The organism is Acinetobacter sp. ANC 3903, assembly GCF_002135315.1.
Taxonomy (GTDB): Bacteria; Pseudomonadota; Gammaproteobacteria; order Pseudomonadales; family Moraxellaceae; genus Acinetobacter.
The window spans coordinates 48,440-70,051 of record NZ_NEGA01000008.1 but is presented as its reverse complement, the minus strand read 5'-3'; the positions used below and the strand labels follow the sequence as shown (position 1 = coordinate 70,051).

The window sequence follows — 21,612 nt, the reverse complement described above, 5'->3', positions numbered from 1 at the left end:
CAGAGTTGATGCTGAAATGAAATTATTTCTTCGATTCAGGAAGAATAATATTTAAGAGCAATGCGGCAATACCACCAGTCGCTACACCTGAACTGAAGATGTTACGGAATAATTCTGGAAGATGTTCCAAAATTTGTGGGACTTGTGCAACACCTAAACCGAGTGCCAGAGAAATGGCAATAATCAGTAGGGCACGACGGTCAAGATGAATACCTGACAGTATATTAATACCTGAGGCAGCCACTGCACCAAACATCACCATGACCGCACCGCCAAGTACGGCTTGTGGTACAGCCTGAATCACGCCAGCAACAGCAGGCAGCAAGCCCAGAATCACCAATAATGCAGCAATCCAGATACCGACATAACGGCTGGCAACCCCAGTAAGCTGAATCACGCCATTATTTTGCGCAAAAACAGAACTTGGGAAAGTATTGAAGATACCGGCCAGGAATGAGTTGGCACCATTGACCAGTACACCACCTTTAATACGTTCCATCCATTTTTCACCATCTACAGGCTGGTTGGAAATTTTAGAGGTCGCGGTAATGTCTCCAATCGCTTCCAGTGATGTCACCAAATAAATGAATGCCATTGGAATAAACAAGCTCCATGAGAAACTTATACCAAAATGCATTGGAGTTGGAATTTGTACGAGTGGAGCATCTTTCAAGCCGGAAAAATCCAGATGGCCCATAAAGCCCGCCAGAATGTAACCGACCAGCAGGGCAATTAAAATAGCGGAACTTTTTACCCAGGTAATACGGACACGGTTCAAGACAATGATAATCGCCAATACGGTACATGACATGATCAGGTTATCTGCATTGGCAAAGGTTTTATCACCCATGGCCTGATAACCGCCACCCATACTGATTAAACCTTCTTTAATTAAGGTTAAACCAATCAGCAGTACTACAATACCTGTAACAAGCGGAGTAATCAGTCGTTTTACCCACGGTAAAATGCGTGAAACGCCCATTTCAATAAATGAACCTGCAATCACCACACCAAAAATTGAAGCCATCACCGCTTCAACCGGCGTACCTGCAGCGACCATAGCAGAACCAATCCCGATAATAGGACCGATAAAGTTGAAACTGGTCCCTTGAACAATCAGCAAGCCTGCGCCCAAAGGGCCGACTTTTTTGCATTGTAGAAAGGTTGCAATCCCTGAGATCACCAAAGACATGGAAAGAATCATGTTGGTGTCTTCTTTTGAAACACCGAGGGCTAAACAAATCAGCAATCCGGGCGTGACAATTGGGACAATAATCGCAAGTAAATGTTGCAGAGCAGCCAAAAAAGCGATGAAGGGTTTAGGTCGATCGTTTAATCCGTAGACCAAATCAAGACGATTTTGTTGCTCGGGAGAGTTTTTTAAATCAGACATGTAAAGGAAGGTACAGCAGCAATTTGGCGTTATTCTAATCGAGTTACACGTGTTTACAAACCCAAAAAAAGGCGAATAGCCAAAAAAACTTGTAACTGTCAATAAACTGTCACTACTAAAAGTTTAGTTTTTTCTGTATAATTTGCCCTCAAATTTAATACGTATCGAATTTACATGTCAGATATTAAAACTCTCCGTAACATTGCCATTATTGCGCACGTCGATCATGGTAAAACCACTCTTGTAGACAAACTTTTGCAACAATCAGGTGCTCTTGGCGATCGCGCGGGTGAGATCGAGCGTGTCATGGATTCGGGCGCTATCGAGTCTGAACGTGGTATTACCATTCTTGCAAAAAACACTGCAATTAAATGGACTGATGCTCGTACTAACACTGAATACCGCATTAACATCGTGGACACCCCGGGACACGCCGACTTTGGTGGTGAAGTTGAACGTGTAATGTCGATGGTTGACTGCGTACTTCTTCTTGTGGATTCACAAGAAGGTCCAATGCCACAAACTCGTTTCGTAACGCAAAAAGCGTTCGCACGCGGTTTGAAACCAATCGTGATTATTAACAAAGTCGACAAGCCAAGTGCGCGTCCTGACTGGGTAATTGACCAAGTATTCGACTTGTTCGACAACCTTGGCGGTACTGATGAACAGTTAGACTTCCCAATTGTTTATGCATCTGGTCTTCGTGGTGTTGCTGGTCCTTCTCCAGAAGAACTTGCTGACGACATGACTCCATTGTTCCAAACAATCGTAGACATCGTTGAACCACCAGCAGTTGACGTTGACGGTCCATTCCAAATGCAAGTGTCTTCACTTGACTATAACAGCTTCGTAGGTGTTATCGGTGTTGGTCGTATTCAACGTGGTTCAGTTAAATTGAATACACAAGTGACTGTGATCGACAAAGAAGGCAAAACACGTAACGGCCGTATCTTAAAAATCATGGGTTACCATGGTCTAGATCGTGTTGACGTTGAAGAAGCTTCTGCAGGCGATATCGTTTGTGTAACAGGTATCGATGCGCTTAACATTTCTGACACCATTTGTGATCCGAAAGCTGTTGAAGCACTTCCAGCGCTTTCTGTAGATGAACCTACAGTTACCATGACATTCCAGGTAAACAACTCACCGTTTGCTGGTAAAGAAGGTAAGTTCGTAACTTCACGTAACATCCGTGAACGTCTTGACCGTGAATTGATTCACAACGTAGCTTTACGTGTTGAAGATACTGATTCTCCAGACCGTTTCAAAGTTTCTGGTCGTGGTGAACTTCACCTTTCAGTTCTGATTGAAAACATGCGTCGTGAAGGCTTCGAAATGGGCGTATCTCGTCCACAAGTAATCTTGAAAGAAGTTGATGGCGTAAAACAAGAACCGTATGAAAACGTTACATTTGACGTTGAAGAACAGCACCAAGGCGCTGTAATGGAACAAATGGGTCACCGTAAAGGCGAAATGACTAATATGGAAGTTGACGGTAAAGGCCGTATCCGTATTGAAGCTACTGTTCCTTCACGTGGCTTGATCGGTTTCCGTTCTGAATTCCTGACTATGACTTCTGGTACTGGTATCATGACGTCTAGCTTCTCGCATTACGGTCCAATGAAACAAGGTACTGTTGCGAAACGTCAAAACGGTGTGTTGATTTCTATGGTTCAAGGTACTTGCCTTGGCTATGCATTGTTCACACTGCAAGACCGTGGGCGTCTATTCGCTAAACCTCAGTTAGAAGTTTACGAAGGCATGATCATTGGTATTAACTCACGTTCTGATGACATGACAGTTAACCCAACTAAAGCGAAACAGTTAACCAACGTACGTGCATCTGGTACTGATGAAGCGTTAACTCTAGTTCCTGCTGTTGAATATACGCTTGAACAAGCACTTGAATTCATTGAAGATGATGAATTAGTTGAAGTAACACCTAAGTCAATTCGTATTCGTAAACGTTACTTGACTGAAAATGAACGTAAACGTAACCGTTCTGGTAAATAATGATTTAATCAGTTTGAACTGATTTAAATGATTGAAAAAATGCTATCACGTCAGTGGTAGCATTTTTTTTGTTTATAATTAGAAATTTAATATATTCAACATACATAATTCCGAGTAAATTAAAGAGAATTATGAACTGTTATCAATGCACTACCCAGCGTCATACAGTTCTCAAAATATATGAATAAATAAAAGCTTTAAAGATAACTGGAGAAAGTCATGAGTATTATTCAAGAGTTTAAGGAATTTGCTGTCAAAGGCAATGTTATGGACCTGGCTGTCGGTGTGATCATTGGCGGTGCATTTGGTAAAATTATTGATTCATTTGTAAAAGATATCATCATGCCGTTGGTCAGCTGGATTCTTGGTGGTGATGTTGACTATTCAAACTGGTTCCTGGTACTCGGTGATAATCCGAACAATGCAACTACCTTGGCGGCAGCACAGGCACAAGGTGTAAATGTCTTGGCCTATGGTAATTTTCTGACCATCCTGATTAACTTCCTGTTATTGGCATGGGTGGTGTTCTGGTTGGTTAAATTTATGAACCGCTTACGTAAACAAGAAGGCCCGGTAGAGGAAACACCAACTACCCCCGCCGATATCGAATTGCTTCGCGAAATTCGTGATGAATTGAAAAAACGTCCTTAAGTGTAATTTTTTACACCATAAAAAACGGTACTTTGAGTGCCGTTTTTTATGTCTTGAAATAAAATACTTATAAATAAATGAGCAGAAGTCTAAGATTTTTGTATGTTAAATTTTGAGGTAAAACAATAATGTGTAAAGCTAATGTCACAGATAAATCAACCTATTAAATTAATCATTTTTGACTTGGATCGTACTTTATTCGATTGGGATGAAGCCCAACAACTTGCTCGAAATAAAGTAAATGAATTGTTCGCTGGATATTTGAATCCAGCTCAATTTTGGACGATTTATAATGAATTACACGAAGATTTGTTTCAATCCTTTTTGGATCGAAAACTGTCTCTCAATGAATACCGTCTTTATCGCTATTTAAAGCCATTACAACGCTTGGGAGTAAATGATGAATCTCTTGCAACAAGATTGAATGAATGTTTTTTAAAAAATGTACTGCAAAGCACATTGTTTTGTGCAGGTGCAGAGGATGTGCTGAATTATTGTCAAAATTTAGATGTGAAATTAATTTTACTGACCAATGGACCAGTAGATGGGCAGTATCAAAAAATACAAAGACTGAGTTTGGATCATTGGTTTAATGCTTATTATATTAGTGAAGAAAAACAAGTCGCCAAGCCAGAAAGCGCTGCATTTTTAAATATTTGTCAGGACTTTGCTATCCAACCACAAGAATGCCTTATGGTTGGAGATGATTTTGAAATTGATATTTTACCTGCCGCCGCATTGGGCTTTAAGATATTTTGGGTGGGCAATCAGAATATTATGCAACGTGCTGGCTTAAAGAAATATCGACTCATCGAATTGATCCCTTATTTGATGCAGCTCAATGGAGCACCTAATCCATCCGAAATTTAATTTCCAGTAAATGCCAGCCAAACTGGCTTTTAATTGGACCATGCAGTTCACGTTCAGACAAGGTAAACACGGCTTTATCAATCGGGCCAACCAATTGCCCTTTTTTAATGTCGCCGAGTTCGCCGCCTTTTTTGCCAGATGGGCAAGTCGAATGCTGTTTTGCAATTTTGGCAAAGTCAGCGCCGCCTTTAATTTTCTTTTTTAGCTGTTCGCACAACTCTTTGTCTTTGACCAAAATATGGCGGACAATCGCAGACTTCATGCTTTGCTTCCTTTGATGGCTTTCTGATTGGCTATTTTAACTTTTTTTAAGGGCTGGCATTGCGGACAAAATACACTTGCACGCTGTCCCAGTTTTAAATTTTCCAAAGTGGTTTCACAGTTCACACACATTTCCCCAGCACGACCGTAAGCCAACAGGGTTTGCTGGAAATAACCATTTTCACCCATGGCATTACTATAGTCACGTAAGGTTGATCCACCTAGGTCAATGGCCTGTTTTAAAATCCGTTTAACTTCTACAACCAACTGTTCAATTTGCTGAAAGCTGAGGCTGGAAGCGGGTTGTGCAGGATGAATGCCTAAATTGAATAGGCTTTCAGTGGCATAAATATTACCCACACCAACCACAATATGGTTATCCATAATCGCAACTTTGGCCCCGACATTTTTCTTTTTAAATTTTTCAGCCAGATATTCGGCATTAAATGCCTCGCTTAACGGCTCTGGGCCTAAGGTGTCAATCAGTTTTGTTTGCGAGTTTTGATCAAGCCATAAAATACAGCCAAAACGGCGCGGATCATGATATCTGAGTTCAATATCTTCAAATTGAATGATCAGATGATCATGTTTACGCAATTCCGTATGGGGATCACACAGGCGAAAACTACCCGACATGCCTAAATGCCAAAGCATGCTGTCATGTTCAAATTCAGCCAGAATATATTTAGAGCGACGGGTCAGTTTGACTAATTTTTGCCCGTTGAGTTTTTCAATATCTTCCGGAATAGGCCAGCGCAGGCGTGATTCCCGAACTTTTACGGAAATTACCGCTTGATCAAGCAAAGGCAATAAACTGGTTTTTGTGGTTTCGACTTCAGGTAATTCGGGCATATGTGGTTCAATGGTGCGTATTTAGAGCTAATATCGGGTTGTAAGTCAGTGAATGCAAGTACTGATTATAAAGAGGCTGGGTAAAGCCTCATTTTTATTGGTTTTTTGATAATGTATAAATAGTTTAAAAATAAAACAAATGGTTGAATTAAATAGCAGATTAAAGATTAAATATTAGGTGGTTTGGTTGAAATTTTGGTTACTTAAAATAATGAAAAATAAAAACATATATACTTTTAATTATACTAATAGTTATTTGTTTTTAATAATTTATAACTTTTTATTGAATAAGTGATAAAAAAAAAGCTGGGATAAGAATTTAAAAATTGGGTAATTTTCACATAATAATATCAATTCAATGAATTGATTTTTACCTAAAAATTTCCCATATTCTGGTTCTCTCATGAAAAAATTTAGTCTAGCTCTATTACCTGCATTTATGTTGGCTGCCATGACCCAAACTCAAGCCGCTGAAGCATTTGATCCAAATGGTCAGTATCTATTAGGTGACTGGAACGGTAAACGTAGCGAACTGGCCGGGCAAGGGGTGAAGTTTGATGCCAATATTGCTGCAGATGCTGCTTATCTGGCAGAAGGTGGCCGTCATGAAGATCATGCTGCAACAGTAGCAAGCCAACTCTGGTTAGGCTCGGCGCTAGATATGGAAAAACTGGCAGGCTGGGATGGGGTAACGATTCGTGCTGCAGTCAGCGCACGCCAAGGCCAAAGTACAACGCTGGATGATTTGCAAGATCCTGCTGCACCGCAATTTGCCAATGTGCAGGCTAACTTTGGTCGTGGCAACCAAAAAACGCGTATAAGCGAATTGTCGATTGAAAAGAATTTTAAAGAGCAAGGCATCAGCGTGAAAGCCGGCCGTTTAGGCATGGGGATGGACTTTAATGTAATGGCTTGCGATTTCCAAAGTACTGCATTTTGTGCTGCACAAATGGGCAAATGGCAAGGCAATATCTGGATGAATACTCCGGTTGCGCAATGGGGTGGTCGCGTGAAATACCAAGCGACTCCTGAAATTGCGGCACAAGTGGGTGTATATGAATTTAATCCTGAAAATGCTTTGGAACGGCACGGCTGGAACCTGGATACTGACAATGCAGATGGTGTCACTATTCCTGTGGAAGTGATCTGGACGCCTAAATCATTGGTGAATGGTTTACCGGGTAGTTACCGCGTAGGTGGTATGTACAACACGGCCGATGAAGCTAAAAACCAATATGATGTTGCTTATGCAAAAGGCACTGTTGGCGAAGACCGTACCTTTGCAGGCTGGTTGGCTGTAGAGCAACAATTGACTTCTACCGGTTCAGGCAAGCAAGGTTTGCATAGTTTTGCCAACTTTAGCTGGCATGATCGCATCACCAATAAAGTAGATAATTCACAGCAACTGGGCGTGAAATATATTGGCTTATTCGACTCACAGCCGAACGATATTCTTGGTTTAGCGGTAAACCGTGTACATGTAAACGATCGTGTAACAAACCCTGTATTTGATGCCAGTGCGGAATATAATGTGGAATTGAACTATAGCTATTATCCGACCAAGTGGTTAATGATTCGTCCAAATCTACAATACGTGATTAACCCGGGTTCAACCAACAATGTCGATAATGCATTTGTATTAGGCTTAGGATCAAAAATCATCTTCTAATTTAAAAAGCAGGTACCGATCTATGCAAAGTAAATATCTTCGGGGTTCCTTGAATACTAGTTTGCTTTGCTTGACAGCATGTATCTGCCAAAGCTTATATGCACAAACAGGTTCTACGGAACCTGTTTTACTTCCCACAATAAAAATCCAAGCGACCCGTACAGATACCGCATGGCTTGAAACGCCTGCATCGGTCTATCGTGTTGAACAAAAGCAAAATGAAAATAACTTAGGGGTCAATCTTTCTGAAACCTTAAAAGGGGTGCCGGGTTTACAACTGAATAATCGTGAAAACTATGCCCAGGATTTGCAGATTTCCATGCGTGGCTTTGGCGCACGTTCAACTTTTGGGGTTCGTGGTATCCGTCTCTATGTGGATGGAATTCCAGCGACCATGCCGGATGGTCAAGGGCAAACCTCAAATATCGATTTAAGCAGTCTGAGCCATATTGAAGTACTGGGTGGGCTATTTTCTTCACTTTATGGCAACTCATCTGGCGGGACAATTTTAACTTCGACCAAACAGGGTGAAGGCAAAGATTCCATTGAAGTGGGGTATTCAGGCGGCAGTCACAATAAAAGCCGTGCCGATGTGGTACTGCAAGGCGGTGCGGATCAAGCCGGTGAGCCGAGCTATGTGGTCAGTTCATCTTATTTCGATACCGATGGCTACCGTGATCATAGCGCTGCCAATAAAGTCTTAAGCAATGCCAAACTGAGCTGGGACTTAGCAGATGGCTCCAAGCTAAACTGGGTTGTGAATCATGTCGACATCAATGCGGATGATCCGCAAGGCCTAACCCGCCAACAGTGGCAAGCCAATCCTAAACAGGTCAATGATGCCAACAATATCTATGACGTGCGCAAGGAAATTAATCAAACCCAGACCGGGCTGACCTGGTCAAAACCAGTCACTGATCAGCATGAACTGTATGCCATGGTTTATGCAGGGCATCGTGAAGTCACACAATATCAATCGATTCCTCAAGCGCCGCAAAATAATCCGCGCCATGCAGGTGGTGTGATAGATTTTAGCCGTGACTATTACGGTACAGATATCCGCTGGATTGGAAAGAATCTTTTACCCAATACACGCCTGACAGCAGGTCTGGCCTTCGATTATATGGATGAAGACCGTCAGGGTTATGAAAACTTTAATGCCAATGGGCAGTTTGGCGTAAAAGGTAATTTACGCCGTGATGAACAGAATCTTTTATGGAACTTAGACCCTTATCTGCAAGCCTCTTGGGATGTGTTACCAAGTTGGACGTTGGATGCTGGGCTACGTTATAGCAATGTGCATTATGAGTCTAAAGATCACTATATTGTGGCAGGCAATGCGGATGGCAGCGGTAAGACCGATTATGACAAGGTTTTACCATCAGCCGCTTTAACCTGGAAAATCAACGACCAGTTCAATGCCTATGCCAGCTATGCCAAAGGTTTTGAAACACCGACCTTTACTGAAATGGCCTATTCCGCAAATGATGGCATGAATTTCAATTTAAAACCTGCCAGTAGTGACAACTATGAACTGGGACTAAAAAGTCAAAACCCTTTAGGTCATTTTACTGCCGCCATTTTCCAGTCCAAAACCAAAGATGACATTGTCTCGGCAGGCACCATTGATGGGCGGGCAACCTATAAAAATGCCGATCAAACTTTGCGCCAAGGTTTAGAGCTGTCCTGGAATAAAAACTTGTGGCAACATTTAAAGGCTGAGGCCAGTTATAGCTTTATTGATGCCACTTTTGATGCGGCGATTCCAGACAGCACTGTGCAGAAGGGAACCAAGATTCCAGGCATCGCCAAAAATCAGGCTTTTGCAGCTTTGGGCTGGCAACCGGAAACCGGATTTAATGCAGGTGTGGATGTGCGCTATATGGATAAAGTCTATGTCGATGATGCAAATAGCGATGCTGCACCAAGCTATAGTGTCGTCTCGGCCAATGCCGGTTATGTCTGGAAACAGGCCGACTGGAAAGTGCGTACTTTTGCCCGGGTAGATAATTTATTTGATCAAAACTATCTCGGTTCCGTGATTGTAAATGATGGTAATGGGCGCTTTTTTGAACCAGCGGATGGTTTAAACTGGAGCGCAGGATTAAGCATAACTAAAGCTTTTTAAGAGGGTAACAGTGTCGTTATTATTTCAACCAATTCAATTTGGCTCATTAAAATTAACTAATAAAATCGTGATTGCTCCGATGTGCCAGTATTCAGCCACGGAACAAGGCGAAGTTAGCTACTGGCATGAGCAGCAATGGGCCAATTATGCCTTGTCTGGTGCAGGCTTATGTATTGTCGAAGCAACTGCAGTGCAACCTGAAGGACGCATCAGTTATGCCGATTTGGGTCTGTGGAATGATACGCAACGTGATCAGATCAAGGCATTATTGACAAAAATAAAGACACTTTCTCCTATGCCTTTTGCCGTGCAATTAGCCCATGCTGGGCGTAAGGCCTCAACTGATAAACCTTGGGCGGGCCGTGGGCAGTTTGCACCTGAACATGCCCAAGGCTGGCAGACTGTTTCAGCCAGTGATATTCCATTTAATCCAGACGACCATGCACCGCATGCATTGACGCAGGATGAAATCCAGCAAGTAATTCAAGACTTTGCTGAATCTGCCAAGCGCGCTGTGGATGCCGGTTTTAATTTAATCGAATTGCATGCAGCGCATGGCTATTTGCTGCACCAATTTATGTCGCCGTTATCAAATCTACGTAGCGATGAGTATGGCGGCAGTTTCGAGAACCGCATCCGCTTGACCCTGGAAGTTTTTCAGGCGATGAAAAATGCAGTACCAGAAGGTTATCCTATAGGCGTACGTATTTCTGCAACAGACTGGATGGAAGGGCAGGACAGCTGGGATGTGGCCTCATCGGTTGGATTGTCCAAGGCTCTAGAGCAACTCGGTGCAGTATATATTCATGTGTCGAGTGGTGGTTTGCATATAAATCAAAACATCCATCTGGAAGCCAATTATCAGGTTCCATTCGCCCATGCTGTTAAGCAGGCGGTCAACATCCCTGTGATTGCTGTGGGTTTAATTACCGAAGCGATGCAGGCCGAAGGAATTTTACATTATGAGCAGGCAGATGCGATTGGCCTTGCCCGTGCTATGCTGTATGACCCTCGTTGGCCATGGCATGCTGCAGCAGAATTGGGTGAAAATATTCAAATCGCACCGCAATATTTGCGTTGTCAGCCGCATGGATTAAAAGCGCTGTTTACTGCATTTTAATTAATCGTCATTCTCAGCCATCAACTTTAAAACAAATACCAAATTTGGTCTTTCAAGTTTGGTTTTTTAGCTTGATGGTTTTTAGTCAAAGGACAAATTCAATATGGTCTTTGCGGTCATCGTACCGATCTTTTTTCTATTGGCCTTTGGTTGTCTCTCGGTAAAGTTGCAGCTTTTAACAAAAGAACAGGTCAACGCCGTTGGTGCTTTTGTCATTAAAATTGCGCTACCTGCTTTATTTTTCCAATCCTTGGCCGCAAAAGATTTGCATGAAATCTGGTATCCAGAATACTTCTTTGTCTATAGTGGCGTGACTTTTATTTTATATGTGACGGCATTTTTTATTGTTTCACATTATTTTAAAAATAATCATTCGCAGTCTTCAGTTCTGTCACTAGGCGCGGCCATGTCGAATACCGGACTCATTGGTACCGCAGTATTGACCTTGCTGATGGGGCAAAAGGCGATGACCTATACCTCTTTGGTGGTGATCATTGAAAGTGTACTGCTTATTCCAGTTGTACTGATTTTGGCGGAACTAGGAACTTCGCAAAAAGCCAACCTTGCACAAATCATCAAGGGTACATTACTGACCTTATTAAAAAATCCCTTATTTATGGGCGTGATGCTGGGGATAGCCTGTGCCGTGTTCCAGATTCATATTCCTAAACTATTGGATCAGGTTTTGGCTCTATTGGGGCAAACTGCCTCGCCTTTGGCTTTGTTCTCGATTGGTGGTGGGATGGTGGGATTGACATTAAAATACGTCAATATGCAAAGCTTTTATCTGGTGATTTCCAGCAACCTGCTCATGCCTTTGCTGATGTTTCTGGGTTTAAGTTATTTAACCGATGTCAGTCAGGAAATGGTCTATGCTGGAACCCTGATAGCCGCTTTACCGATGCCGACCATCTTTGGCATATTAGGTCAAGCCTATGGTTTAAATGAAAAAACCTTAACGCCCTTATTGATGAGCACCATTTTTGGATTCATTGTAGTGAGCATTTTAATTACCGTCTGGTGGGCTTAAAGTTTTAGCTGACTTTAATAACCACAAAATCACACCTATAAAAAAAGCCCCGATTCCGGGGCTTTTGATTTTCAGTGCTTAGCTTTTCTTTACATCTTTAGGCGGATTTTTGGCTTGATCAGCAATCATTTTATCCACCACAGCTAAAGATTCTTTCGCTTGCGGTATATTTTCTTTGGCTAGAGCCTCAAAAATCTTTTTCGCTTCTGGCAGGTTTTGCGGAACGATTTTACCGTTTGCAAACATGTTACCCACGGCCATTAAAGCCGGAATATAACCTTTTTGTGCCAAGTCCTGAATGCTCTTTAAGCCTTGCTTAATTGGCTCTTCTTTTTTGGTTTTAAAACCCTGACTGATGTCATATAAAGCTTTGGCATGAATGGCCTGATAATTGTCTTTTTTGATCAGTGGATTTAATTTTTGCAAAGCCAATTTATCTGATGCTGGCGTAGCTTCAGAAAACAGCAACACTGCCAAATCTACACTGGCATCATCAAAACCTTGCTTAGATGCTTTTTCTAAATACTGTTTGGCTTTTTTTGTATCTTGTGGAAGACCTAAAGTGCCGGTCATGTAGTTTTTGCCTAATACATAGTTCGCCACCGGATAGCCTTTGCTTGCAGACTCTTGATATAGCTTGATGGCTTTTTTCTCGTCCTTGGTTGTGCCCTGACCGGTTTGGGTCAGGTAGGCCAAATTATAAAGTGCTTGTGCATTCCCAGTTTTGGCTAATTTATCAAGTTCTTCATAAGCGCCTTTCATATTGTTGGCTTTAACCAGTGTTTCTACTTTAGCAAATGCAGGATCAACCGACTTGGTTGCCATTTCAGCCATTGCAAGATTTGAAGACAAAGCAATAAGACTAGCAAGTATAATTTTTTTCATATTTTTAAAAACCTTTTATAAACATGCACATAATTCCATTTATGTGTTTAAAAATGGATGTGGAACACTTCATACAACATCATAAGTTTATTTATGTGAATGTAAATACATGATTTGTGCATTGCAATAAAATTTCATAGATATTTACATAATCACTACTGGATGAATTTTGGGCCGACGAGCTTAAATTAGCCTTAAGTTGTTGAAGAGCTTTGTACATGTATTGTTTAGCATCTTAAAATTTAAAACTATAACGCACTGAACCAGATATAAATGCAGAACAGGTAAACGCTACTTTGTTTTTAAGTCAAACTTTGTTTAAATCGCGGCTGAATCCATGTGTGAGTAGATAAATGTTCATCAAAGGTATTAAACGGGCATATGATCAGATTAATCTGGATGAAAGCATTCCAGATGAAGATAAATTTGATGCATTGTTGATGAGATTAGGCAAAAACTTTTTGGTGAGCAAAGAAGACGGTGTTTATATCTTTGAACATGAGGGAAAGACTGCACGTATTGATGCAAAACATGCGCGTGCATTCCATTTTAAAGAGTATGTCATTAAAGACATGAACAAACTTTTTCACGATTTTAATTTGTGATTTTAAAAAGCCTCCGATTCGGGAGGCTTTTTTAATGGGATTGCTCAACTTGAATATTATTGTGGACGTGCCACATCGCCATTTAAGGCTTCAGGCAAATCTAGCACTTGTAATCCCAGCTCTTCAAGCGCAGCAGGTTTCGCTACGACTAAGGCTTTATAGCCGCCATTAACCGCAATGCTGTTGACCACTTCTACATCATTATTCAATTGTGTTGCAGCAGCAGGGGCATCACCGGTACCTTGAACCAAATGCAACCAGTGCTTTGGTTTGGCCTTAAACCAGAGACGCGCAATAATTTCCTGACCCAAGTAACAGCCCTTGTCGTAATGTACGCCTTCACGCTGATGCAAACGCAGTTCTTGCGGTTGGAATTCTTGTGAAGTACTTGCTTCAATCCAGGCCTGACCGGCTTCAATGGCTTGAAGCTGCCAAGCTGCAATATCGGTTTCAGTGGTAGAAAAGTCGGTAGTATCGCCATTTAGTGTAGGGAATACTTGACCCGCTTGTTCCAGTTTCATTTTTGAGAATGCACCAAACTTTTTAATGTGCTTGGCAAATTCTTCTGCCTGGTCAGCAGTGACGACAATTTCAAAACTTTCCGGATTGATTTTTTTTAGCCATAAGCCAAACAGGATACGTCCTTTTAAACTACAGATCGCGGTATAGCGAGTCAGGTTTTCTGCTAAGGCTTCGGTATTTAAAGTCACTTGGCCCTGAAGGAATTTTTGTGCATCTACACCCTTTAAAGTGAAGAATGTAAAAGCAGTCGACGTTGCCATGATTAGCCTCTGGGTATATTTCACAAATCATTAATTGTAGATATTTTGCAGCATGCCAGGCAGATAGGCAAACAAAAAGCCCAGATTGCTTAGCTTTACTGAAATTCAGAAATATGCGGTTTTGTTTAAATGAATGCGGATAAGTGACAAAATCATCAGCGTTAAAATCGCTGTTCTAATGCAAAAATGGCGATTAAAAATTTTTACCCTTTATCAATTTTTTGTAAGCTGAAGATCTTTTCTGATGTCATATTTGAAGGATTTAGAATTATGGAATGATGAAAAATAGGTAGTACCTAACAAGCATATTCAAAAGATACGCATCCAAAGCAGTGCTAGATCATCAGATTTGCAGCTTAACGCTATTTTTTAGGTTTTAATGCCTGACAAGAGCGAATGCAATATAAAAAATATAAGCTTTACATCTACTTAAACGATTGGGATAAATATTACAGAACAAGATTGTTTTGTATTCGCTTAGGCACATCTAATACTAAAGAATGAGGCCTATTTCCCGCTATTTTTCCAAAAAAAGCACGATTAGAGCAAATATCCCAAAAATTGTGTAACAATATGTTTCTAAAACACCTGTTTTTATATCTAAATATATGAAATATAAAAGATTTGGGAAATGGCTTTTCGGCGGTGTACTATGCCGTTGAACCGATTGTAACTCGCAACAACAATTACGTAGTAAAGAAAAAATGATTCAAGAGGCAGGTAAGCTATGAACAACAACTACCGCAAACTACTGCAAGGTACCCAGCTCGAATATTATGACGTACGCCAAGCCGTAGAAGATATTCAGCCAGGCGCATATGCAAAACTTCCCTATACTTCAAAAGTACTCGCCGAACAGCTGGTACGCCGTTGTGATCCTGCTATTCTGGAACAGTCTTTACGTCAGCTAATTGAGCGTAAACAAGATCACGATTTCCCTTGGTATCCGGCCCGTGTGGTGTGTCATGACATCTTGGGGCAAACTGCACTGGTTGACCTTGCAGGCCTCCGTGATGCGATTGCTGATCAGGGCGGTGACCCATCTAAAGTCAATCCGGTTGTTCCAACCCAGCTGATTGTCGATCACTCACTGGCAGTGGAATACGGTGGTTTTGACCCGGATGCCTTCGAGAAAAACCGTGCTGTGGAAGACCGTCGTAACGAAGACCGTTTCCACTTTATTGAATGGACCAAAACTGCTTTTGAAAATGTTGATGTGATCCCTGCGGGCAACGGCATCATGCACCAGATCAATCTGGAGAAAATGTCTCCAGTGATTCAAAACCGTGAAGGTGTGGCATTCCCGGATACTTGCGTAGGAACAGATTCGCATACCCCGCATACCGATGCTTTGGGAGTAATCTCGATTGGTGTCGGTGGTTTGGAAGCTGAAAACGTGATGCTGGGCCGTGCATCTTGGATGCGTCTGCCAGACATTATTGGTGTGGAACTGGTGGGTCAGCGTAAGGCAGGCATTACCGCAACCGATATCGTGTTGGCTTTAACTGAATTCCTGCGTAAAGAACGTGTAGTTGGTGCGTATCTGGAGTTCTTTGGTGAAGGTGCAGACAGCATGTCTGTGGGGGATCGTGCGACGATTTCCAACATGACTCCTGAATATGGCGCAACTGCAGCGATGTTCTCTATTGACCAGAACACCATTGATTATCTGACTTTAACCGGTCGTGAAGCAGAGCAGGTGAAACTGGTTGAAGCTTATGCCAAAGAAATTGGTCTTTGGGCATCAGACATGAAGCAGGCGGAATATCCGCGTGTGCTGCGTTTCGACCTTTCAACCGTAACGCGTAACATTGCAGGGCCATCAAACCCGCATGCACGTGTCTCTACATCTGACTTGAAAGAAAAAGGCATTGCCGGTGTGGTTGAACACCGTACCGATGGCTTGATGCCGGATGGCGCGGTGATTATCGCGGCGATTACCTCATGTACCAATACCTCAAACCCGCGTAATACCGTGGCAGCTGGTTTACTGGCACGAAAGGCAAACGAGCTGGGCCTAACCCGTAAGCCTTGGGTGAAATCTTCTTTTGCACCGGGTTCTAAGGCAGCAGCTTTATACCTTGAAGAAGCGGGTGTATTGCACGATCTGGAAAAACTCGGTTTTGGTATTGTGGCTTATGCCTGCACTACCTGTAACGGCATGTCGGGTGCGCTAGATCCAAAAATTCAGCAAGAAATTATCGACCGTGACCTGTATGCTACTGCGGTACTTTCAGGTAACCGTAACTTCGATGGCCGTATCCATCCTTATGCAAAACAGGCGTTCCTGGCATCTCCACCCTTAGTTGTGGCTTATGCAATTGCCGGAACCATTCGTTTTGACATCGAAAAAGATTCGCTTGGCAACGATAAAGACGGCAACCCAATTTACTTAAAAGACATCTGGCCATCGGATGAAGAAATTGATGCGCTGGTCAAAGTTGCGGTAAAACCAGAGCAATTTAAGAAAGTCTACATTCCAATGTTTGACTTGGGTGAACGAGAAAAATCGGCAAGTCCATTGTATGACTGGCGTCCGCAAAGTACCTATATTCGCCGTCCGCCATATTGGGAAGGGGCATTAGCTGCACCGCGTACTTTAAGCAATATGCGTCCGCTGGCAATTTTGGGTGACAACATCACTACTGACCATTTATCACCATCGAATGCGATTGTATTGGATAGTGCGTCTGGTGAATATCTGGCGAAAATGGGCGTACCTGAGGAAGATTTCAACTCATACGCAACTCATCGTGGCGACCACTTGACTGCACAGCGTGCGACTTTGGCAAACCCGAAACTGTTTAATGAAATGGTGGTTCGTTCGGACGGCACAATTAAGCAAGGTTCAAAAGCGCGTGTAGAGCCAGAAGGCGAAGTGATGCGTATGTGGGAAGCGATTGAAACCTACATGAACCGTAAACAGCCTTTGATTGTGATTGCAGGTAAGGATTATGGTCAGGGTTCAAGTCGTGACTGGGCTGCCAAAGGTGTGCGTCTTGCCGGTGTGGAAGCGATTGTTGCTGAAGGTTTTGAGCGTATTCACCGTACCAATCTGGTTGGTATGGGCGTATTACCGCTTGAGTTTAAACCGGGTACAGACCGCAAAACATTAAAGTTAGATGGTACTGAACTTTATAGCGTAGTGGGTAATATTGCACCACGTTCGACCTTAACTTTAGTGATTGAGCGTGCAACTGATGATGGTAAAAATCAGATTGTGGAAGTGCCTGTAACTTGTCGTTTAGATACCGAAGAAGAAGTTTCTGTATATGAAGCGGGTGGTGTATTACAACGCTTTGCACAGGACTTCTTGGAAGGGAATGTGGCTTGATGATTTAGTCTAAAGTCATTGATATTGTTTGAAAAAACCCTACATTTATGTAGGGTTTTTAATTATTTAAATTACTATAAAAATAATGATAAACCTGTATATGAAAAATAGTGTTAAATATTAAATCAAATTTTGAAAAATCAATTGTATCCTGATTAGGAAATATAATTTTCTCAAAAAGTTCTTTTTTCCCATAATATTTAGTTAAATCAAATTTATTATTTGATGAGTTATAAGTCCGTTTACCAATTAATGAGGTGGTAACAGTAGTATCATAAAGGTCTTCAATTACTTGATTTTTAGGTAATTGAACAATATATAGGTTTTCAAAAATATGAAAAAATTCAAATTTACCTGAGGAACTTAACGGTGGGTTATTAATTGGTCTAAACGTTTCTTTGAATTCGCCTCGGGCAGTCTTTATTACTCCATCACCTGCATTATCTCCATCTACAATAATTAAACATGGTTTTAAACTAATAGTCTTAGCTTTATAAATTGTTTTATAATTTTTTAAAAATTTGTTAAGTAATCCTGTTCCACCACTATATCCCATAATTTTAGAAAATCTTTTTGTTTCCTGTAGTGAAGAAAATTTTAAAAAATTTAGCGAATTGGGAAAAAGCTTATGACAAGCTAATTTTAAATGAATAGGATCAGTATAGCCTTCCCCGATTATTAACATTCTTTGTGGGTGAACAAAATAATGATGAAAGAGAAATTTTATATAAAGTTTTTCAATACCATTAAGCTCATTAAAATTTTTAGTTGTATGGGGAAATTCAATTTGTTGTTGGTTTTTTATTAGAAAAATATGACTTAAAATTCCATTTAATGCTTCTCTACTAGTCTTGTCTTTATCCATATGTACTTTAGACTTAAAAAACTCACCTTCAGTACAAAATTTATTAACCATTGATCTTGTATAACGGTAATAATTTTGATTGATATTGACTTTTGTATTAACAGTTAAACCTGTAACTTCTTGTCTATTATCTCTGTTGGTTATTCTTGTTTTTTGAGAGTTAATATTAAATTTACTGCTTTGAATGGTATATTTTAACGTGGAGCCAAGAATCCATGTATCACCTTCTAATTTAATAATTTCATTATCAAATTGAGGTAAGTTTGTTGATAATGTTAAATCATCAACATAACGTGTATATGTAAATTTGTATTCCTTTGCCAATCTCAACATTTTAATATCGAGTATATTGCCAATTAAATTGCTAATAATTGGTGAACAAGGACTACCTTGTGGTAGAAAGCCTTCTTTCGATTGGTTTAGACGATAGGTAGCGATTTGTGCAATTAATAGTGCGATATCGAAAGGTAATTGAAAATGCTTATTTTTTGTAAAAAAACCAATGATTCTAGAAAAAGTTATGCTTTGAAAAAAATCCTTTAAATCAACATTTAGTACTAATTTTTTGCCTACATGCTTGTGAGCATTACTGTATATACCAAGATTAATAATTTTTGACTCAAAAGAGGTACGATTTTTTTTAGAAATGGGTATTTGAACTGAAATTTTATTCCTAAAACCATGTGAGCTAATGCATTTTACATATGAAGAAGTAGATAATCTTTTTTGTTCAAGTTCTTCATAGTAATTGGTTAGTAATTTAGATAAGCGAGTTTGTAAGGTTTTAAGTTCGGAAGTTGGAGCAAGAATATTGCGCTTATTTCCATTTTTTTTCAGAATATCAAAACTTTGATATTTAGTAGAAATAGGTTTACTAAATAGGATACGAGTGAAGTCTTTTTCAGAATAACCCAATAAAATTGCTAAATCTCTTTGTGTTTGACAGGATTTTAAAAGAAACAAATTATTCAATTGGTGCCCCTTGGGAACTCATATGGTCACAGCACAGCGGCACTACCAGTAACAGCACACAACATAACATTGGCAAATTTGACAATACGCCTTTCACATTTTCAAAACAGACTGCGATACGCAATCTAAAAATCTTCCCAAAGGGCTGGAGGATTCTATAATTAATTTCTATTAAAATCAAATTATTATGATGTTTTTAGTGGGATTATAATTAAAGTTTTAGTTTAGATAAGAAAAAAGTATTAACTAAATTTGTATAAAACAATCAAAATTTCTTTATAAAATTACCCATCGCCCAAACAACATCATCATTTTCAAAAATGACACCATAATTTTTAAAAATGAACAATAGACAAACTTAAAAAAGCGACTATACTTTGTTCACCATTTCTAAAACCCATGGAGAACAAAAATGGTTACTGCTGGCGAAAAACCCGGAACAGGCTTCTATTTTTGTGTTCAATGTGGACATCGCGTCTACTTAGAAATTGGTACTGATCGTCTACCACCGTGTACCAAATGCCTTGGCAATAAATTTAACGAAAAAATTGCCTAAGCTGCACACCTCAAACAGTTACCCTCTGTTTTGAACAAAAGCCCTATCACTCGACAGGGCTTTTTTGTTGGCTGGGCATTCTATCGCAGTGTATCAACCGCGACTACAGGCGGAATAGCAAATTCCGTGATTTCCACAGGTGAATGAATTGGGGCGGCTTTGCTGTCAATTCTGTCTTTGCCTTGTCTGTGCGGATGCCCTGATGTATCAGGATGCTAATTATTATGCTGATATGCTGGGTACGCTTTGGACAAGAAAATAACAGGAAAAAACTGCCTTGAAAATGTAAATAAAATATATGTTTATACAAAATTTTTAAGAAATATTTATTTAAAGAATGTCGCTGATATTTCATGTAAAACCGCTTGATTTTTACTCAATAAAGGCATAATTTTAATATGGAATTAAATCCATAATATTTATATGGGTTTATTTATGGTTGAACTTTATAAAAATTATTCGGGGAACTATAAATGATCAAATTTATTGTAGATGAACAACCTACAGCCAAAGGCGTACACCACATACACAATGCGACACTGGGCTGCGAAGACCTGCCCAAGTTCGATGACCAGATTGTGATTGGATATTTTGCAAATTACGAACTGGCCTATAAACGTGCAAGAATGAATTGGCCGACTGAAAAAGTGGAAGGCTGTAGCAAGTGCTGCGTAGAATGAAATTTATAGCAATGATTATGGCTGTCTAAGAACCCACTATTTGATGGGTTTTTTGATGGGTTCAAATGGAAATAGATAACATAAATAAAGTGATGAGCTTATGCTGATGCGTTGGTAGATCCTCGATGAATCTGGTCGTAAATGCTATTCTGAAGGCTTCAGTTCAGCTGACAAAAGAATAAATTGAATGAGGGCCATAGTTGCTATGTTTAAGTGCTCTACTTTATCTGTCTATATGCTGCTGGCGCTTGCCATGCCCACACTAAGTCTGGCCCAAACTACAGCTTCTCCCGAACAGGTCAAACTGCAAAAAGACCGCCTCAAATACCAAGCCTATATTCCTGAAAAATATGTGCTGTTTGAAGCAATTGAAGGTGATTTAAACAAAGACGCTAAAAATGACCTGATATTGATTGTCAAAAGTACAGATCCAAAGCAGTGGGTTATGGATGAATACCGTGGCAAGCTTGACCGTAACCGCCGTGGTCTCATTGTGCTGCTGAATGAAAATGGCAAATACAAAAAATTGCTGCAAAACCTGTCCTGTTTCAGTTCAGAAAATGAAGATGGAGGCGTGTATTTCGCGCCCGATTTAATGCTGGGTATAGAGAAAAACAAACTCTTGGTCAATTATGGACATGGTCGCTATGGTTGGTGGGGATATAGCTTTAGAGTAGAAGGCAATGACCTGCGCCTGATGGGTTATGAAAGTTCAGAAAATCATGGCCCATATATACAAAGCGAAACCAGTATTAATTTTTTAACCGCGAAAAAGTTGGTTCGGCAAAATTTAAACGAAGACCCTGAAGGGGATCCCAAATTTAAAGAAACATGGAGCAAAATCAATTTTGCGCCTATTTACCTGTCTAAGATAAAAGACTTTGATGAATTGTATTTTGATTGAATATTAAAAGATGCAAATCGCTGCTTCTTAAGCAGAGGATTT

General features: G+C 40.5%; 18 protein-coding genes. 12 read left to right on the top strand and 6 right to left on the bottom strand.

What is annotated here, in order from left to right; genetic code table 11:
* Positions 1–22: 22 nt before the first annotated feature.
* Positions 23–1,393, bottom strand: a complete 1,371-nt coding sequence (locus tag B9T29_RS07875; RefSeq protein ID WP_086175393.1) for a uracil-xanthine permease family protein — start codon at positions 1,391–1,393, stop codon at positions 23–25.
* Positions 1,394–1,567: 174 nt separating this feature from the next.
* On the opposite strand from B9T29_RS07875, the gene typA reads away from it, so the two are divergent.
* The 3 genes from typA to B9T29_RS07860 all read left to right on the top strand — a co-directional run bounded on the left by typA (position 1,568) and on the right by B9T29_RS07860 (position 4,927).
* A complete protein-coding gene (gene typA / locus B9T29_RS07870) occupies positions 1,568–3,406 on the top strand; it encodes a translational GTPase TypA (RefSeq protein WP_086175392.1) in 1,839 nt (612 codons plus the stop codon).
* 219 nt (positions 3,407–3,625) lie between these two features.
* Complete coding sequence (mscL, locus tag B9T29_RS07865; protein WP_086175391.1) at positions 3,626–4,057, top strand: large conductance mechanosensitive channel protein MscL; 432 nt, start codon at positions 3,626–3,628, stop codon at positions 4,055–4,057.
* A gap of 141 nt (positions 4,058–4,198) precedes the next feature.
* Positions 4,199–4,927: an HAD family hydrolase gene (locus B9T29_RS07860; RefSeq protein WP_086175390.1), complete on the top strand. Its 729-nt coding sequence runs from the start codon at positions 4,199–4,201 to the stop codon at positions 4,925–4,927.
* On the opposite strand, the gene B9T29_RS07855 is transcribed toward B9T29_RS07860, so the two are convergent.
* A complete protein-coding gene (locus B9T29_RS07855; protein WP_086175389.1) occupies positions 4,908–5,189 on the bottom strand; it encodes a peptidylprolyl isomerase in 282 nt (93 codons plus the stop codon). The two genes, B9T29_RS07860 and B9T29_RS07855, sit on opposite strands and share 20 nt — an antisense overlap.
* Positions 5,186–6,040, bottom strand: coding sequence for a bifunctional DNA-formamidopyrimidine glycosylase/DNA-(apurinic or apyrimidinic site) lyase (mutM, locus tag B9T29_RS07850; RefSeq protein ID WP_086175388.1), 855 nt, complete (start codon positions 6,038–6,040; stop codon positions 5,186–5,188). The genes B9T29_RS07855 and mutM overlap by 4 nt, the downstream gene beginning before the upstream one ends.
* 403 nt (positions 6,041–6,443) lie before the next feature.
* Between mutM and B9T29_RS07845 the strand changes: the two genes are divergently transcribed.
* The 4 genes from B9T29_RS07845 to B9T29_RS07830 all read left to right on the top strand — a co-directional run bounded on the left by B9T29_RS07845 (position 6,444) and on the right by B9T29_RS07830 (position 11,987).
* Positions 6,444–7,709: a carbohydrate porin gene (locus tag B9T29_RS07845; protein WP_086175387.1), complete on the top strand. Its 1,266-nt coding sequence runs from the start codon at positions 6,444–6,446 to the stop codon at positions 7,707–7,709.
* A 22-nt stretch (positions 7,710–7,731) separates the two neighbouring features.
* A complete protein-coding gene (locus tag B9T29_RS07840) occupies positions 7,732–9,837 on the top strand; it encodes a TonB-dependent receptor (protein ID WP_086175386.1) in 2,106 nt (701 codons plus the stop codon).
* Positions 9,838–9,847: 10 nt separating this feature from the next.
* Complete coding sequence (locus B9T29_RS07835; RefSeq protein ID WP_086175385.1) at positions 9,848–10,957, top strand: NADH:flavin oxidoreductase/NADH oxidase; 1,110 nt, start codon at positions 9,848–9,850, stop codon at positions 10,955–10,957.
* Between the two features lie 103 nt (positions 10,958–11,060).
* Complete coding sequence (locus B9T29_RS07830; RefSeq protein WP_086175384.1) at positions 11,061–11,987, top strand: AEC family transporter; 927 nt, start codon at positions 11,061–11,063, stop codon at positions 11,985–11,987.
* A gap of 78 nt (positions 11,988–12,065) precedes the next feature.
* Here B9T29_RS07830 and B9T29_RS07825 read toward each other — a convergent pair whose 3' ends face one another.
* Positions 12,066–12,872, bottom strand: a complete 807-nt coding sequence (locus B9T29_RS07825) for a tetratricopeptide repeat protein (protein ID WP_086175383.1) — start codon at positions 12,870–12,872, stop codon at positions 12,066–12,068.
* Between the two features lie 353 nt (positions 12,873–13,225).
* On the opposite strand from B9T29_RS07825, the gene B9T29_RS07820 reads away from it, so the two are divergent.
* Positions 13,226–13,477: a hypothetical protein gene (locus tag B9T29_RS07820; protein ID WP_086175382.1), complete on the top strand. Its 252-nt coding sequence runs from the start codon at positions 13,226–13,228 to the stop codon at positions 13,475–13,477.
* Positions 13,478–13,533: 56 nt separating this feature from the next.
* Here B9T29_RS07820 and B9T29_RS07815 read toward each other — a convergent pair whose 3' ends face one another.
* Entirely contained in the window at positions 13,534–14,259 is a 726-nt protein-coding gene (locus B9T29_RS07815) for a YgfZ/GcvT domain-containing protein (RefSeq protein WP_086175381.1), read from the bottom strand.
* Positions 14,260–14,986: 727 nt separating this feature from the next.
* On the opposite strand from B9T29_RS07815, the gene acnD reads away from it, so the two are divergent.
* On the top strand, positions 14,987–17,593 hold the full coding sequence (acnD, locus tag B9T29_RS07810) for a Fe/S-dependent 2-methylisocitrate dehydratase AcnD (protein ID WP_086175380.1): 2,607 nt from the start codon (positions 14,987–14,989) through the stop codon (positions 17,591–17,593).
* 58 nt (positions 17,594–17,651) lie between these two features.
* Here the strand turns inward: acnD and B9T29_RS07805 are convergent, their stop codons facing one another.
* Positions 17,652–19,430, bottom strand: a complete 1,779-nt coding sequence (locus tag B9T29_RS07805) for a retron Ec67 family RNA-directed DNA polymerase/endonuclease (protein WP_086175379.1) — start codon at positions 19,428–19,430, stop codon at positions 17,652–17,654.
* 412 nt (positions 19,431–19,842) lie between these two features.
* Between B9T29_RS07805 and B9T29_RS07800 the strand changes: the two genes are divergently transcribed.
* The 3 genes from B9T29_RS07800 (at position 19,843) to B9T29_RS07790 (ending at position 21,570) form a co-directional block, all read left to right on the top strand.
* Positions 19,843–19,986: a zinc ribbon-containing protein gene (locus B9T29_RS07800; protein ID WP_086175378.1), complete on the top strand. Its 144-nt coding sequence runs from the start codon at positions 19,843–19,845 to the stop codon at positions 19,984–19,986.
* Between the two features lie 473 nt (positions 19,987–20,459).
* Complete coding sequence (locus B9T29_RS07795) at positions 20,460–20,666, top strand: hypothetical protein (protein ID WP_086175377.1); 207 nt, start codon at positions 20,460–20,462, stop codon at positions 20,664–20,666.
* Positions 20,667–20,871: 205 nt separating this feature from the next.
* A complete protein-coding gene (locus B9T29_RS07790; protein WP_143223876.1) occupies positions 20,872–21,570 on the top strand; it encodes a hypothetical protein in 699 nt (232 codons plus the stop codon).
* The last annotated feature ends 42 nt before the right edge of the window (positions 21,571–21,612 follow it).

Bases quoted from the DNA above. Each gene is read 5' to 3' on its own strand.
- B9T29_RS07875 (WP_086175393.1), bottom strand. From the start codon at position 1,393: ATGTCTGATTTAAAAAACTCTCCCGAGCAACAAAATCGTCTTGATTTG.
- typA (WP_086175392.1), top strand. From the start codon at position 1,568: ATGTCAGATATTAAAACTCTCCGTAACATTGCCATTATTGCGCACGTC.
- mscL (WP_086175391.1), top strand. From the start codon at position 3,626: ATGAGTATTATTCAAGAGTTTAAGGAATTTGCTGTCAAAGGCAATGTT.
- B9T29_RS07860 (WP_086175390.1), top strand. From the start codon at position 4,199: ATGTCACAGATAAATCAACCTATTAAATTAATCATTTTTGACTTGGAT.
- B9T29_RS07855 (WP_086175389.1), bottom strand. From the start codon at position 5,189: ATGAAGTCTGCGATTGTCCGCCATATTTTGGTCAAAGACAAAGAGTTG.
- mutM (WP_086175388.1), bottom strand. From the start codon at position 6,040: ATGCCCGAATTACCTGAAGTCGAAACCACAAAAACCAGTTTATTGCCT.
- B9T29_RS07845 (WP_086175387.1), top strand. From the start codon at position 6,444: ATGAAAAAATTTAGTCTAGCTCTATTACCTGCATTTATGTTGGCTGCC.
- B9T29_RS07840 (WP_086175386.1), top strand. From the start codon at position 7,732: ATGCAAAGTAAATATCTTCGGGGTTCCTTGAATACTAGTTTGCTTTGC.
- B9T29_RS07830 (WP_086175384.1), top strand. From the start codon at position 11,061: ATGGTCTTTGCGGTCATCGTACCGATCTTTTTTCTATTGGCCTTTGGT.
- B9T29_RS07825 (WP_086175383.1), bottom strand. From the start codon at position 12,872: ATGAAAAAAATTATACTTGCTAGTCTTATTGCTTTGTCTTCAAATCTT.
- B9T29_RS07820 (WP_086175382.1), top strand. From the start codon at position 13,226: ATGTTCATCAAAGGTATTAAACGGGCATATGATCAGATTAATCTGGAT.
- B9T29_RS07815 (WP_086175381.1), bottom strand. From the start codon at position 14,259: ATGGCAACGTCGACTGCTTTTACATTCTTCACTTTAAAGGGTGTAGAT.
- acnD (WP_086175380.1), top strand. From the start codon at position 14,987: ATGAACAACAACTACCGCAAACTACTGCAAGGTACCCAGCTCGAATAT.
- B9T29_RS07800 (WP_086175378.1), top strand. From the start codon at position 19,843: ATGGTTACTGCTGGCGAAAAACCCGGAACAGGCTTCTATTTTTGTGTT.
- B9T29_RS07795 (WP_086175377.1), top strand. From the start codon at position 20,460: ATGATCAAATTTATTGTAGATGAACAACCTACAGCCAAAGGCGTACAC.
- B9T29_RS07790 (WP_143223876.1), top strand. From the start codon at position 20,872: ATGTTTAAGTGCTCTACTTTATCTGTCTATATGCTGCTGGCGCTTGCC.